Below are 14,987 nucleotides of genomic sequence, written 5' to 3'. Positions count from 1 at the left end.
TTTTAAATAAACAATTAATCAGATGTAGTAATAATAACATTCAGCATTTGGTTTTGTTGAATTTTTGTACTCCCCCTCTCCTTTCCGAGTTAATCTATTCCATGTTTTCTATCGGCAATAACTTTATCAAAATCCCACTCAACCCTTTGTTTGAACTGATGCTGTCGAACATTACAATTATTTTTAATGCAGATAGTACAAGATGATGCTATACATGGATCAGTATGAATAAACAACTCTATACTTGGGTCTATTTTGCTTCTAATAAGCTTACCTACAGCTTCTACTTCATCGTGGGCTTCAAGTACATTTAAGTACCAAGGCACTGTTAAATGGCAATCTATGTGCAAAGTAGCACCGTATTTTATTACTCTGAGGTTATGGATATCAATCCAGTTTTCGCGGCGATTTTTGTTTAATACCTCTACAATTCGTTTAAGGAGTTCGTAATCTGCCTCGTCCATTATACCCGCTATAGCTGATCGTAAGATTTTGTAACCAGTAAAGCCAATCATCAATCCAAATATTATAGCAACTATGCTATCGAGCCATATCAATCCGGTTAAATAGATTAATAACAGGCCAATTAAAATGCCGGCAGTTGAATAAGCGTCTGTTTTAAGGTGCTTCCCTCCTGCTATTAATACCATTGAGTTGTTTTTAGCTCCTCTCCTTTCTGTAATTGCTCCAACTAGGTAGTTAACTATGCCAGCCAATGCCGTAAGTATGATACCTATGTCTAATTGATTGATAACCTGTGGGTGGAACAAATTGTAAACCGATTTAGCTATTATCGCACCTCCGGCTACAACAATTAAAGAACCTTCTAGTGTAGCTGCTACAAATTCTATTTTACCGTGCCCGTAAGGGTGATTCAGGTCTTTTGGTTGCGCGGAAAGTATAAGACTATATAAAGAAAAACCACCAGCCAACACATTTATAATAGATTCCAGAGCATCTGTTAGAATAGCATTGGAGTTGGTTAGAAAAAAAGCTACAAACTTTGCCAGCAGTAAAACTACTCCCACAAGTACAACAAAAACCTGCAGCCTTAAATTTTCTTTTATGTTATTTATCCTTTTCTCCACTTGGTTTTGATGTACAGCTTGGCATTAGGTAAAGGTTACTGCCTGTTAATACTAAAGTTAAATTATATCCATTACAAAGGCCAATTTTACCTATAACACAGCGCCGGTCGTGGTATAGTATAAAATAAAAGCAGGCGATGAAGCCATCCATCGCCTGCCCATTAAAATTTTTATTTATGGTTATAATGTGTCGCTTAAATCGAGCCAGTTAGGATTCATCGATGCAATAAGACTATAAGTGCTGTTGTTATCACCGCTTTTAATCTGCCGCTCTCTGTTTAATGCTACCTCCTCCTGTTCGTAGTGTTCATAATAAACTAATTTATGCCTTTGTATGTGGCTGTTTACTGTTTCATCGTTCAGTCTTACCTGATCCACATGCTGCTGAAGATTATCGGCAATGCCGATCTGTACATCAGAACCTGGCTGTTCGCCAAATATATACACGAAGTAATGCGGGTGTTTCTCTTGCATAGGTTAGGTCTTTAAACAGTTAAATAGTACGTTTAATATACTGTATGCGTGCCTGTAAGGTTAACGACAAAGCCTATTAAAAATTTTATATGAATAATTAAGCTAAATAGTATGTCTCAAGTTACTTTAAAGCATTTTTAACAGAGTAAGTTGCTAGCCACTGCTTTGCATCCTCTATATCATAAAACGTACATATCTTAACCTGCGAGCTTAACCTTATAACTTCGTCGGTACCAAGTTGAGTATAAAATTCAGGTGAGTATACCCAGGCAAACCATTTAACACCAAGTGAGCTCATCATCGGAAACCATACAGTACCTACCCAGTCGATAGCGCCCGGGTAGTGACCTGTTACTCTAGTGTTGTTGTTTAGAATTTTAGAATGAGGGTTTGTCTTTAAAATCTCTAAAACAGTAGTGCAACCCATGCGTGCTTTAGTAGCATCTAAAACGCCACTCCAATCAGCTAATAAATAATCACCATCTGGCTGAGCAGTTATAGTTAAAAAATCACTTCTGAATAGTTCTTTAGCACTACTTTTATCATCCATTCTAAACATCAAAGTATAACTTTACTACGAAACACGATCATATTAATAATTAAAATTAAGATACAAAAATGTTATCCTTTATAATGTTATACTTAGAAAAACTTAAAAAGTATAACATTACATTTCCTCCAGATCAAAGTCTCTGCCCTTGCCATACTTTACAAGCTCATGCAGAAAGTATACTTCCAGTGTATGCAGGTCCTTAAGCAGGTATGTCTCTTCTTCGGGCATATCTACTACCCTAAACTCAAACTGTTCTCCGTAGTTAGTTAGCCGGTATTTTTTTCCTTTTCGCAGGTTATCTACTGATATAGCCATGGCAGCGCCTTTTAATGTATCAGCAAATATACGAGAAGTGGTTCGTTGTGTAGTCTATGTTAGGCAGTATCTATAATTAAAAGATAGGTTGATACAGGTATAAAGCTTTAACTTCGCAACCGATTTAAATTTTAGGAACATTGCTGAACCTGATTTACGAAGATGCGCATTACGTGGCTATTAACAAGCCAAACGGACTACTAGTGCACCGTACCCGCATTGCAGAGGAGAAAAAAGAGTTTGCACTGCAACTGTTGCGAGACCAGTTGGGTTATCGTGTGCACCCGGTTCACCGCCTCGACAGAGGAACATCCGGTGTGTTGCTTTTTGCTAAAACTCCTGAGGCCACTACGCCCATTGTTAAAGCATTTGAGGAGAAACAGGTAGATAAAACGTACTTTGCCATTGTACGCGGCTACACTCCCGAAGGAGCAACTATAGATAACCCAATAAAGCCTGATAAAGACCATAAGAACAAGGCGCCTCAGGATGCCGTAACTCACTACACAAGACTGGCTACTATAGAATTGCCTATTCCGGTAGGTAGATACGGAACTTCACGTTATAGCCTGGTTAGTATTAGCCCGGAAACTGGCCGTATGCACCAAATCCGAAAACACTTTGCACATATTCGCCATTATATAGTAGGTGATAAAAGACACGGTGACTGGCGCCACAACAAAATGTTTCTGGAGGAGCTGGAAAGTCCGTACCTATTACTGCATGCCGCTAACTTATATTTTACTCATCCTTTTACCGGTGAGGCTGTAAATATAAAGGCTCAAATGCCGGATAATATGCTGCGGCTTTGTTATAAATTTGGCTGGGAGGAAAAACTGAGTACACAAATTGTACTACCGCAACCTGTTCCTGTTAATCCTGTTTAAGCACACGCTTTACCATTTCTACCTGCAGATGGGCCACCAAATCGTTTTGGGCATCTGAGTTAAGCACCATAAGCATGTATGCCATCGGAGAAAGTCGCCAATCCTGCAGAAGCTCACCATTTTGCGGCCTGAATACGACTTTAAAGTTTTCGCGGAGAGGGATGTGCATGCAATTACATACTTCTGTGGCTCTTTTAAGGGCAATACCTAATTCGTCCATACTTTTACAACCGGTAAGGGCCAGCAGGTCAGATGCATAGTAAGTAAGCTTCTGATCAGCTAAACTATCAATGAACTGTTCTAGCGGAGTATTTACAGTTGTATTGTCTATGGTCATCAGCATGGCTTATTGGAATTAAATTATATACTAGTTTATACCTGCTAAAAGCATTTACACAGCCTTTGAATGGTACAAATCCCTTAATTTTTCCATCAGGCCACGTTCTTCGGTACTCAGCTTTGCGGGCAGCATCACACTTATTTTTACGTAAAGATCCCCATAATGGTCAGGCTTACCGTAGTGTGGCATACCTTTACCTCTCAAGCGCAAAGTTTTACCGTTTTGTGTTCCCTCCGGAATCTTTAGCTTTAACTTGCCTGACATGGTGTTTACCTGCGTTTCGCCGCCAAGTATGGCCGTGTATATATCCAGGTTTAGATCTGTGTACAAATCATCTCCTTTGCGCTCAAACTTAGGATGTGGCTTCACAAGCACCTTTATGTACAAATCTCCATTTTCGCCACCTCCTGCAGCGGTAGCACCTTTGCCTTTAATTCGCAAAGTTTGCCCATCTGCCACTCCAGGCTTTGTAGTAATGCGTAGTTGTTGTGTATCAGTAGAAATCAACCTGGATGTACCTGTATAAGCTTCCTCTAATGTAATTTCCATTTCGGCCTGATAATCTTGGCCTTTATTTGCACGCCCTCTTCCACTAGTTGCTTGCCCAAAGCCTCCGCCACCGCCAAAAAACTGCTCAAAAAAGTCAGAGAACCCTCCTCTACCTCCACCTCCAAACATATCATGTATATCCTGCTGCGAAAAGCCGCCGCCATGTTGTTGGTATTGCCCACCGCGTGGGCCTCCTCCCTGCTGAAACTGTCTCCAGTTGGCACCTAACTGATCGTATTGCGTGCGTTTATCTTTATCTCCAAGTACCTCATAGGCTTCGCTTACATCTTTAAACTTATTTTCTGCAGCCTTGTCATCCTTATTTTTATCAGGGTGATACTTTTTTGCCAAAGCGCGATATGCTTTTTTGATGTCTGCCTGCGAAGCAGTTTTGTCTACGCCTAGAATCTTATAGTAGTCTTTATATTCCATGTGGCGATAAATTTTGAATAGTAAGGTATGCTATTTTTACTATTACACTTTTGATTAGTTGCATAAAGCAAAAAAGCACCACAAAATGTAGTGCTTCTCTGTTGTTCTTTAACCGTTTATGTGCTAGATCGAATCTGTTACAACCAATAAGGCATGTATAATACCTGGTATAAAGAACAGTAATGTCAGGATGATATTAATCCAGAATGAGGTGCCGATGCCATCGTGCAGGAACACAGCAAGCGGAGGTAGTATAACGGCCAGTACAATCTCCACAATAGAGGTTCTGCTACCGCCCCTGTCTTGTCTGATTGCCTCTTTAAGTTCTTTCTTCAGTTCCTTTTTCTCGGCTTTTGTCATGTTGGCCATGCGTTCCTTAGCCATTTCCAGCGCTTCTGCCTCGGTTACAGTTTTAACCTCAGCGGTTGCAGCCTCTTTAACAATATTTGCCTTTACTGTTTTTTTAGGTGTAACAACTGCCGCAACTTCAACATTAGCTTCCAATGCAGGCTCAGCAGCAGCTTTTTCTGCCTTTTCATCTGCAGCCTCCAGTGCAATCTCTGATAAAGAAGGTGCTTTATCCTGTTCAGCCTGCGCAGGTTTGGCTTTTATTGTGTTGTATGCATCTGCCTTATGGCCGGCAAACTCATAATATTTGGCAGAGTTACAGGCAAAAAACAACTGCCCTGCAATAAGTAGAAATGCCAGATTTAGTAAACTTCTAAATTTCATAGTTTCGGGATTTGAAGTAAAAAATAGTTATTAATACTGTATGCACGTGAACCACATGCTATACTATGAACAATACTTCATATATAGAAAGATTGTTTTACAATATGCCCTTTTTTATCGTTTCAGGCTACTTGCCCCTGCTCTATATCAGGTTTATTATACATTAAGGCTTCTTCTAGAGATGTTTTCATTACTTTCTTAAAAGCAGCCCATTGAGCAGAGTCACCTTGCGGAAATTTCTGGTTCACTTCAAGTTCAACACCTAAATACTCATCCGCTTTAAAACGCTTACGCAGATAAGTTGGAAAACCGTCTGCTATGCCTAGGTATGGGTAATTGTTTCGTACTATTAGATCAGATTTTTGCTTAGCTATCGCCACTCTCCATTCTTTACAAAACTGCTGCTCCCCTTTACGTTTAGGATCATACAATAAGCCAATGTCAGTCTGCCGCTCTTCTCCGTTAAGCACAGGCGTAAAAGAGTGAATGGAAATATGCAAGACCTTACGTCCTGCCATCACAAAATCCTGCACAAGCTGCTCCACCTTATCCCTGTAAGGGTAATAGTAGTTTTTAAGAATAAAGTTCTTGTCGCCATCAGCAAGGTTGCGGGTGTAGTCTGAAAATAATTTTCTGTGGTGCAACGACCTGTTTAACTCTACCAAAAGCCGCGATGTTTCAGAATAAAAACTGATATCGGCTAATGGCTCCAGTTCCTTAAATAGGTCAAGAGCACCTATGTCGTAGCCCGCATGGGATTTAAGTTCCTGCTGATGTTCTTGAAACAAGCTTTGAAAAGCAACCGGGATCTGGTTGCCTCCGTGCTCACAGGTAAGCAAAAGTTTTAACATGGTTTTTCGGGTAGAAACACGCCTCCGTTCTGAAGGCAAATAGCAAGGTTTTTATACACTTCTTTTATACTTTCTTTTGTAGGGTTTTCTCCAGTAGCCTCTGCAATTCTGCGCGACAGGTTACCTCTAGATAGTATAACATGCAGCGCATAGGCCACCTCTGGTTCATCGTCTAGTTGCAAGGTTTCCTTAGACAGATGTTTCCAAAGTTCGCCAACGGTACAGTTCTCACCACATTTAAAGCCGAACAGGTTTATAAACTCCAGATCAGTGATCACAGCTTGCTGCCCTTTTGCAATTACAGTTTGAAGTATGGCTGCAAGCCTGTCTTCGTGCCACGACTTCAGTTCTTCAATACTTGCCCAACGCTCTGCCACCAATGCCTGTAAAACTCCAACTATAGCTTGTACAATGGCGATGTCGGCAACAGGGCTTTCTTGTATGTCCAGTAATCTAATTTCGATGGCACTGCGTTGGAAGCGTGCAATAGCTCCCCTCGAATTTAAGAACTCATCCTGCAGCACGCCTTCTTCATCGTAGGGTTTAATGCTCTCGTAAATTCGATTCAGAATTTTTTCTTCGTACTCCTTTTTACTGAATGCCTGCTCCGGGATTACCTTGCCTGCAATAAGAGGAACACTATCCTGGTTATGGCGGTATACTTCCAGCCTGGCATCATCAATACCGGTAAGCTTACCGTCAAGTATAGGCGATGAGGCGCTTAAAGCCGGAATGATTGGCAGCAGCACACGTATAGCCGCATGTAGTTTTTCAAACTCTTCGTCGTCGGCAAACGGTAGGTTCAGGTGCGTGCTTTGCAGGTTAGCCCATCCATGGCCACGGCAGTCGAATATTTTATTATATGCCTCATATACTGCGTTATGTTCGTGCGGCCATAACATAGTGTCGGTATCCGGATTCATGAGCGGGTGCGCACCTGTAGGCAGCAACATAGCATCATACTTTTGCAGCATTTGGTTTATTTTGCGCACATGCTCCAGCATTTTCCATTGTAAGCCGGCTAAATTGGCTACCGGGCCTTGGGTTTTTAACTCTACTACATGCAGTACCAGTTCGTTACTCCAGGCAATATCACCAAACTCTACATCAGACAAATACTCCCCAACTTGATCATAAATAAGCTTGTCTGTGATTGGCTTTACCTTAAGAGTATCACGCTCAACAATCATGTACTCCAGCTCTACACCAAAGCCCTCGAACAGACGTAAAGGTGTTTTATTCCTATTCATCGGTCCTGATGTTTTTATGATTGTCGATGCGGCGCTTAATGGACTTAATAATGGATGCATAAAGTTCTTTTTTTAGAATTTTGTCTTCGCAACCAGCTTCAATGCTTGGGTTGTCATTTACTTCTATTATGTAAGCTTTTCCGTCTATTTCTTTCACATCAACTCCATAAAGGCCATCACCTATTAGATTGGCGGCTTTCAGGGCTGTGTGCAGTACAACAAACGGAACATCCTCGAATGGAACTGTCTCTACGTCTCCGGACGTGTCTTGTTTCTTTCCTTCCCAATTATAGATTTGCCAGTGTCCTTTTGCCATGTAGTACTTACAGGCGTAAAGCGGCTGCTTATCCAGTACGCCTATGCGCCAGTCGAAGTCTGTTGGCAAAAACTCCTGCCCGATGATCAACTCAGAATCTGCAAGCATCTCATCCAGGTTCTTCTGCAGGCACTCTGTTGTCTTTGCTTTAACCACCCCCTGCGAAAAAGAACTATCCGGTTTTTTTAGCACGCATGGCAATCCTAGAGCTGCCTCTACCTCCTCTCGGTTATCTTTATGGATAATCATAGTTTTAGGAGTGGGTACTTTGGCTTTCGTAAGCAGCTCGGCCAGGTATACTTTGTTCGTACACCTGAGTATCGAAACCGGATCGTCAATCACTACCAGTCCGTCTGCAAAGGCCTTACGGGCAAATCTGTACGTATGATGATTTACAGATGTTGTTTCACGAATAAACAACGCATCAAACTCTGGCAGGCGCCTGTAATCATCCTTTGTTATCTGCTCTACATAAAAGCCCATTGTATCTGCCATATCCATAAACTGCTGTATAGCTTTCTTATCTGAAGGCGGTTCCTGCTCCTCTGGGTCTACTAGTATAGCCAGGTCATAAGTTTTGCGGGTAATGCGCGCACCTGAAAAGCGATGACGGGTAAAGTATGCTTTCGCAAAACGTGTAAGGTAACTTTGATGGCTATCGGGTACCTCGTTTATCGGGATTTGCGATATACTTTGCAGCACCCACTCATCCTTGTAAATAAACTGAGCACGCAGCAACGGTGCCTGAAAATGATCGTGAAGTTGCTTGCAAAGCTTTTCATACTTTGCTGCAACGTTTTGCCCAAAGTATATACTTAGAGTAAAACTTTTAGATCGTAGGCTAGACAGGCTTTTCTGTATAAGCTCATTTAGCTCTACTGTTATGGCTCTTACAATAGTAGGGCTCTTTAAATCCTGCATGGTAGTTACGCTGGGTATTGGCTTGTGGCCTCTGGCCTCTGCCAACAACGATACATAGTAGCCAGCGCTCTGGTACCTGTACGACCTGCAAAGATTAAAAATCCGGGCATTCCGGATATCAGTGTAATTAGTATCGGTAAGATAGCTTTGTGCTTCAATTACCTCTATGTCTTCTATCGCCGCATCCCAATCCTTGAGATAATCAACAACAACAATTTTTCGCATTTTTTATACTTGCAGGGGTTCTTTATTGGCAGGTTGTATAGCCAGAAGATTTGCATCAAACGTGGCCATACCCAGCATAATGGAGTTAATTAGATGAGATGCTTTTACCTCATAGTAGTTGTCTTTAAAGTATGGGTTCTCCTGGTAAGGATCTGCCACTACTATACTTTTCATGTCTTCGCCGAGTCCGCATAATACTACAAAATGCCCCATTGGGTAGCCACGCACATCATCATAAATTGAGTTACCATGTTCATCACCAAACTCTCTAGAGCTTCTATACAGATAAGTGGCACTAAGGCCGGTAAGTAAGGGTATGCCCTGTTCAAAGTATTCGTTTAGCAGAGATTTTGTCAGGTCGCGGCTTTTAAGCTCTCCCCCCAGCCTCAGGAAATCAATGTAGGCCATGGTGGCTCTGCGAAACTTGCTGCCTTTTTTATACTCGAGTTGCTGCTCCAGTTTGATGATAATCTCGTCGTTGCTTAGCCCAATCCAGGTAGGATCGAAAATGTGTAGGTTATATGTATAAATGCTGGCTCTGTAGCCTCTTTTTAAAGCATGGCAGGCTAGTAAAACTTCCAGCGTACCACCCTCATCCAGGTAAGGCACTTCTTTGATGACATCACTCAGCGGAATTGGATCCTTGAAATAGCGGTATACGGCATGCAGGCTGGTTGGTCCACAGGTGGAGTCGTCGGGCTGCGTGTGTATTTTAATCGGAATCACTAATTAATAAGCGTTTAGTATAGTTACAACAAGTTGTGCCTTTATACGCGATTACTCTTATTAGTTTTGGCACTTTTAAGTGATATTGTTGGCTTAGAATGAAAGTGTGGCTCGAATTGTGCTCGAATTGTGCTTGTATTATACTTGCTAATCTCTTAATATTTATTAGATTTAAGTTTATTATAAACGGAGCAAGATATGAATTGGAGCATAAACTTAAGGCAACGGGATAAGATTGCACTGGCTCTTGGTATTATCTTTCTGGTGATAGTTCTGGCAAATTGGTTTATGAGCTACAGCATGAAGCAGATCAGTGGGCAGTTCAAATCGGTTTATGAAGACAGGTTGGTACCTGCTTTAGATATCTCGGCTATTGTGGAGCGTAGTTACGAAAACCATCTGTTACTGGAAGAGCATATATTAGCTGCAGAGGCCGGCGTAAAAGAAAAGCTGGCCAGCCAGATCAGTCAGAACCAACACGAAATAGATTCTATACTTGTAAAGTTCGAGGCCACTTATCTTACAAAAGAGGAATATAAAGACCTGCAAAACTATAAAGTTGCCCGCCAAGACCTGCTTGAAGTACAACAGGCTATACTTAAGCAAAGCGGCGACCTTAACACCCGAGAGGCACGTGAAAAGTTTACCACAGCTGGCAATACCACTTTTCAGTTACTGCTAAACCCCTTACATGACTTAAGTAAAGTGCAGGAAACTGTTGGCCATGATCTGCTGGACTCGGCAGAGCGACAGATGAATGCGATTAAAATCCTATCGACACTAGTTATTGCAATGGCCGTTATCATTGCCTTGCTTGTTGCTACGCTATTGCAGACATCTAAAAAACTAAACTCGATTAAACAGCAGAACTTCCATTGGAATTAGTCGGTGGTTTATACTTTATACAATAATCCAGTTTAAAAGTGACTAGCAAGAACTAAAGTCATCATTATTGATTTAAGGGCAAATAAAAAAGGCACCCATTACAGGTGCCTTTTTTATTTTGAAGTATAAACTAACTACTAGCGACGGAACATCAGTTCGCGATACTTGATCAATGGCCAGTCTTCGTCGTCTACCATTAGCTCCAATTTATCTACGCTGTAACGGATTGTATCAAAATACCCAAAAACCTGCTCGCGGTACATAATGGCACGCTCACGCACATCTTCCACCTTATTTGCTACCTTACGGGCTTCTATCATAGCATCCACACTTTTCTGAATGGTAGTGATATGGCGCGACATTTTCTTGATAGCATCTAGTGTGGTTTGCGTGAACTCATCTTCCAGGCCAAGGTCTTTCAGTCCGCGGATGTTCTGGATAAGTTTGTTCTGGTAAGCAACTGCAGTAGGTATAACGTGGTTAACAGCAAGGTCGCCCATAACCCTGGATTCAATCTGGATTTTCTTGATATAGTCTTCCAGAAGGATCTCGTGGCGTGCTTTTAACTCTACTGCAGTAAGGATACCATGCTTTGAGAATAGCTCCACTACATTTTCGCGCTCGTACACATCCAGAGCAAGCGGAGTAGACTTAATATTAGACAAGCCCCGGCGCTCTGCCTCTTCTTCCCACTCTTTGGAGTAACCGTTGCCTTCAAAACGTATACGCTTCGAATCGGCCACGTACTCCCGTAGCACCTGAATAATAGCTACCTCTTTTTTTACGCCCTGGTTCTCGATCAGGTCATCAACTGTTTTGCGGAACTCCAGCAGTTGGTTTGCCACGATGGTATTTAGTACCGTCATAGAAGAAGAGCAGTTAGCAGATGAGCCCACTGCACGGAATTCAAACTTATTACCTGTAAAAGCAAACGGTGACGTACGGTTGCGGTCTGTGTTGTCACGCAATACTTCCGGAATCCTGTCGATACCTAGTTTCAGGTACATGTTGTCGCCCTTCTCGATAGGCACTTTAGAGGTACGCTCAAACTCATCCAGAACAGCTGTTAATTGCTGCCCGATAAATACCGACATAATTGCCGGAGGAGCCTCGTTTGCACCCAGACGGTGGTCGTTGCTGGCAGAAGCTATACTAGCACGAAGCAGATCATCATACTTATATACAGCCTTTATCGTGTTAATGAAGAACGTCAGGAATTGCAGGTTCTCTTTTGGCTTTTTACCTGGAGCAAGCAAGTTGGTGCCTGTGTTAGTGCTAAGCGCCCAGTTGTTGTGTTTGCCACTACCGTTTACACCTTTAAATGGTTTCTCGTGCAGTAACACTTTAAAGTTATGGCGCTCGGCTACACGATCCATAATATCCATTAACAGCTGGTTATGGTCTACAGCCAGGTTGGCATCTTCGAAAGTAGGCGCGCACTCAAATTGGTTAGGAGCAACTTCGTTATGGCGTGTTCTTAGGGGAATACCCAGTCTCCAGGCCGATTTCTCAAAATCAACCATAAAGGCATGTACGCGGCTAGGTATACTTCCGAAGTAGTGGTCTTCCAGCTGCTGGCCTTTAGCAGGCGTGTGCCCGAAAAGCGTTCTTCCGGAGACAATTAGGTCAGGGCGGGCTTCGTAAAGCGCTTTATCTACCAGAAAGTATTCCTGCTCAATACCAAGCGTTGTGGTTACCTTGGTAACATCTTTATCAAAATACTGGCAAACCGGCACCGAAGCATCGTTCAACAGCTTCAGCGACTTTAACAATGGAGTTTTGTAATCCAGAGCTTCACCAGTGTAAGAAACAAAAATAGTTGGGATACAAAGCGTTTTAGTACCAGCGTTTTCGATTAAGAACGCAGGAGAAGACGGATCCCAGGCGCTGTAGCCACGTGCCTCAAACGTATTACGGATACCGCCGCTTGGAAATGATGATGCGTCCGGCTCCTGCTGTACAAGTGCGTTGCCCTTAAAGCTTTCAATTGCCTCACCATCAGAAGTTAAGTCAAAGAAAGAGTCGTGCTTTTCGGCTGTAGCGCCTGTTAGCGGCTGAAACCAATGGGTGTAATGTGTTGCCCCCTTGCTCATGGCCCATGTTTTCATGGCAGCTGCCACAGCATCTGCCAGGTTACGGTCAACCTTCTCTCCTGCCTCTGTAGTACGAACCAAGCGTTTAAAGTACTCAGATGACATAGTTGCACGCATGGCATCAAAACCAAATACGTTTTCACCGTAGTAGTCAGAGATTTTGTGAGATGGGAGAATTACCTCACCTGGTTTGCGCTGACTAACAAGTTCAAGCGCCTTAAAACGAAGTATTGCCATGGGTTTGATGGGTTGGGTTTAATTTTCAGAGCAAATATAAATAGAATTATTAACCCGAAAGCAAATAGGGTGTTATTTTTTAAGGGGTATCAATTAAATTTATAGTAAAAACAACCACCCCCCTTCTAATTTATATGGGGTAATTACATAATTAGCTTTTCTGTATTGTTCGCTTTATACTTTGCAACCATTAAATGATTTGCTCAGGAATTTTCTTTGAGATGATATAGTTAAGATAGGCTGGTGTAATACTTTTATATTTGCACTGTGAAAAAGCGCATTTACTTTCAACCATTATACTTTCTGTTCTGGCTGCTATACTTTGTAGTAGCACGGGCCTTGTTTCTGGTATATCATGCCGATAAATCAGGTCAGTTATCTGGTGGGGATATATTTTATACTTTCCTCTATGGCTTAAGGCTCGACGCGTCTTTTACGGCTTATATATGTGCCATTCCATTTCTGCTTAGCTTGGTAGCCTCTGCCTGGCATAGGTTCTCAGCTGCAACGGTTATCAGGTATTATACTTTTATTTTACTAGGCTTAATCTCGATACTACTTGCAGCCGATCTGGAGCTTTATACTTTCTGGGGCTTCCGGCTGGATGCAACGCCGTTACAGTACCTGAACACTCCCGGCGAAATGGTAGCTACCACAGCAGCTGCACCGGTTTTTTTGCTAAGCCTTGTTGCTTTTGCTCTTAGTACAGGGTTTATACTTTTATATCTGCGTATTTTTGATCTGAAGAAGTATACTTTGGTCGGAAAAAAATTTGCCGTAGGCGCTCTCTCCTTTCTGTTCCTGATCTTATTGGTGTTGCCTTTGCGCGGTGGATGGCAGCAGATACCCATTAACCAGAGTGTGGTATACTTTTCCGAAAAACCCTACGCTAACCATGTTGGTCTGAACATGCCCTGGAACCTGATGCACGCCATGCTAAAGTATAGCAAATCGAGCAGTAACCCTTATAAGTATATGCCAGATGAAGAGGCTGAGGCAACAGTAAAAACGTTGTATGCTGCACCTTCAACCACAGACACAACTGCCATACTTACTACCGTTAAGCCCAACGTACTCTTCATTATTCTGGAAAGCTACACGGCAAAGCTGGTGGGACATTTGGGCGGAGAACAGGGTGTTACACCAAACCTAGACCAGTTGGCTGCAGAAGGAATCACCTTTACAAACCTATACTCCAGCGGCGACAGAAGTGAAAAAGGTATGGTGGCTTTGTTAAGCGGTTATCCTGTACAAACGATCACTTCCATCATCAAAACCCCTAAAAAAACAGAGAAGCTGCCGCAGTTAAGTAAAGTTTTTAAGGAACAGGGCTACAAAACCAGCTACTATTACGGCGGTGAACTAGAGTTTGCTAATATTAAATCATACTTACTTAATGGAGGCTACAACAAACTGGTAGATAAGTATGATTTCGACCCAAGTACCTACAACTCTAAATGGGGTGCACATGACCATGTGCTGTTTGAAAGAGTCCTGGAAGAACTGAAGCAGGAAAAAGAACCGTTCTTCTCTACGGTTTATACCTTAAGCAGCCACGAACCTTATGAAATACCCATTGCACCCAAGTTTCCGGGCAAGGACAATGAAACGCTTTTCCAGAACAGTATGTACTATACCGATTGGGCGTTGGGTAAGTTTATAGAACAGGCAAAGCAGCAGCCTTGGTGGGATAACACCCTAATCGTACTGGCAGCCGACCATGGTCATCCTCTTCCGGGGAACGATGCCAACCACCTGCCCAGCAAATTTAGAATGCCGTTTATACTTACAGGAGGAGCTTTAAAGCAGAAAGGGTTACAAATAGAAACTATAGGTTCCCAGACAGATATAGCCACTACCCTGCTCGCAACGTTAAACCTACCACACCAGGAGTTTAGCTGGGGCCGCAACTTATTGGCTCCTATTGCTAATCCTTTTGCTTTTTATGTGTTTAACGATGGCTTCGGGTATGTTACGCCGCAGGGTATACTAACCTTCGATAACGTTTCGAAGCAGGTTATCACACAGGATACAGGTGTAACAGCAGAGCAGCTAGAGCACGGAAAAGCTTATATGCAGTATTCGTTTGGTGATTTTGTGAAGAAATAACCTC

General features: G+C 42.4%; 15 protein-coding genes. 3 read left to right on the top strand and 12 right to left on the bottom strand.

Annotated elements, in window-relative coordinates; all coding sequences use genetic code 11:
* Positions 1-89 precede the first annotated feature (89 nt).
* The 4 genes from WG943_RS09585 to WG943_RS09570 form a co-directional block, all read right to left on the bottom strand.
* On the bottom strand, positions 90-1,088 hold the full coding sequence (locus WG943_RS09585; protein WP_340408516.1) for a cation diffusion facilitator family transporter: 999 nt from the start codon (positions 1,086-1,088) through the stop codon (positions 90-92).
* 180 nt (positions 1,089-1,268) lie between these two features.
* A complete protein-coding gene (locus WG943_RS09580; RefSeq protein ID WP_340408514.1) occupies positions 1,269-1,562 on the bottom strand; it encodes an excinuclease ABC subunit C in 294 nt (97 codons plus the stop codon).
* 121 nt (positions 1,563-1,683) lie between these two features.
* Positions 1,684-2,121, bottom strand: a complete 438-nt coding sequence (locus tag WG943_RS09575) for a hypothetical protein (RefSeq protein ID WP_340408513.1) — start codon at positions 2,119-2,121, stop codon at positions 1,684-1,686.
* A gap of 108 nt (positions 2,122-2,229) precedes the next feature.
* Positions 2,230-2,430, bottom strand: coding sequence for a hypothetical protein (locus WG943_RS09570; protein ID WP_340408511.1), 201 nt, complete (start codon positions 2,428-2,430; stop codon positions 2,230-2,232).
* Between the two features lie 140 nt (positions 2,431-2,570).
* Between WG943_RS09570 and WG943_RS09565 the strand changes: the two genes are divergently transcribed.
* Positions 2,571-3,317, top strand: a complete 747-nt coding sequence (locus WG943_RS09565; RefSeq protein ID WP_340408510.1) for a pseudouridine synthase — start codon at positions 2,571-2,573, stop codon at positions 3,315-3,317.
* Here WG943_RS09565 and WG943_RS09560 read toward each other — a convergent pair.
* The 7 genes from WG943_RS09560 to WG943_RS09530 all read right to left on the bottom strand — a co-directional run bounded on the left by WG943_RS09560 (position 3,304) and on the right by WG943_RS09530 (position 9,659).
* Positions 3,304-3,660 carry a hypothetical protein gene (locus WG943_RS09560; RefSeq protein WP_340408509.1) on the bottom strand — a complete coding sequence of 119 codons (357 nt, stop codon included), beginning with the start codon at positions 3,658-3,660 and terminating at the stop codon, positions 3,304-3,306. The two genes, WG943_RS09565 and WG943_RS09560, sit on opposite strands and share 14 nt — an antisense overlap.
* A gap of 48 nt (positions 3,661-3,708) precedes the next feature.
* The gene (locus tag WG943_RS09555; protein WP_340408507.1) at positions 3,709-4,638 is read right to left on the bottom strand and encodes a J domain-containing protein; all 930 of its coding nucleotides are present in this window, start codon (positions 4,636-4,638) and stop codon (positions 3,709-3,711) included.
* A 123-nt stretch (positions 4,639-4,761) separates the two neighbouring features.
* Complete coding sequence (locus tag WG943_RS09550; RefSeq protein ID WP_340408505.1) at positions 4,762-5,370, bottom strand: YqaE/Pmp3 family membrane protein; 609 nt, start codon at positions 5,368-5,370, stop codon at positions 4,762-4,764.
* Between the two features lie 122 nt (positions 5,371-5,492).
* Positions 5,493-6,221, bottom strand: a complete 729-nt coding sequence (locus tag WG943_RS09545) for an N-formylglutamate amidohydrolase (RefSeq protein WP_340408504.1) — start codon at positions 6,219-6,221, stop codon at positions 5,493-5,495.
* A complete protein-coding gene (locus WG943_RS09540; protein WP_340408502.1) occupies positions 6,215-7,471 on the bottom strand; it encodes a carboxylate-amine ligase in 1,257 nt (418 codons plus the stop codon). The genes WG943_RS09545 and WG943_RS09540 overlap by 7 nt, the downstream gene beginning before the upstream one ends.
* Entirely contained in the window at positions 7,464-8,933 is a 1,470-nt protein-coding gene (locus WG943_RS09535) for a RimK family protein (protein WP_340408501.1), read from the bottom strand. The genes WG943_RS09540 and WG943_RS09535 overlap by 8 nt, the downstream gene beginning before the upstream one ends.
* A gap of 3 nt (positions 8,934-8,936) precedes the next feature.
* The gene (locus WG943_RS09530; RefSeq protein ID WP_340408500.1) at positions 8,937-9,659 is read right to left on the bottom strand and encodes a peptidase-C39 like family protein; all 723 of its coding nucleotides are present in this window, start codon (positions 9,657-9,659) and stop codon (positions 8,937-8,939) included.
* Positions 9,660-9,857: 198 nt separating this feature from the next.
* Between WG943_RS09530 and WG943_RS09525 the strand changes: the two genes are divergently transcribed.
* The gene (locus WG943_RS09525) at positions 9,858-10,544 is read left to right on the top strand and encodes an MCP four helix bundle domain-containing protein (RefSeq protein ID WP_340408498.1); all 687 of its coding nucleotides are present in this window, start codon (positions 9,858-9,860) and stop codon (positions 10,542-10,544) included.
* Between the two features lie 137 nt (positions 10,545-10,681).
* On the opposite strand, the gene WG943_RS09520 is transcribed toward WG943_RS09525, so the two are convergent.
* Entirely contained in the window at positions 10,682-12,874 is a 2,193-nt protein-coding gene (locus WG943_RS09520; protein WP_340408496.1) for a glutamine synthetase III family protein, read from the bottom strand.
* A gap of 267 nt (positions 12,875-13,141) precedes the next feature.
* On the opposite strand from WG943_RS09520, the gene WG943_RS09515 reads away from it, so the two are divergent.
* Complete coding sequence (locus tag WG943_RS09515) at positions 13,142-14,983, top strand: LTA synthase family protein (RefSeq protein ID WP_340408494.1); 1,842 nt, start codon at positions 13,142-13,144, stop codon at positions 14,981-14,983.
* Positions 14,984-14,987: the final 4 nt, after the last annotated feature.

Source organism: Pontibacter sp. H249 (genome assembly GCF_037892465.1).
Taxonomy (GTDB): domain Bacteria; phylum Bacteroidota; class Bacteroidia; order Cytophagales; family Hymenobacteraceae; genus Pontibacter.
This window is presented reverse-complemented; position numbering and strand designations above follow the sequence as displayed.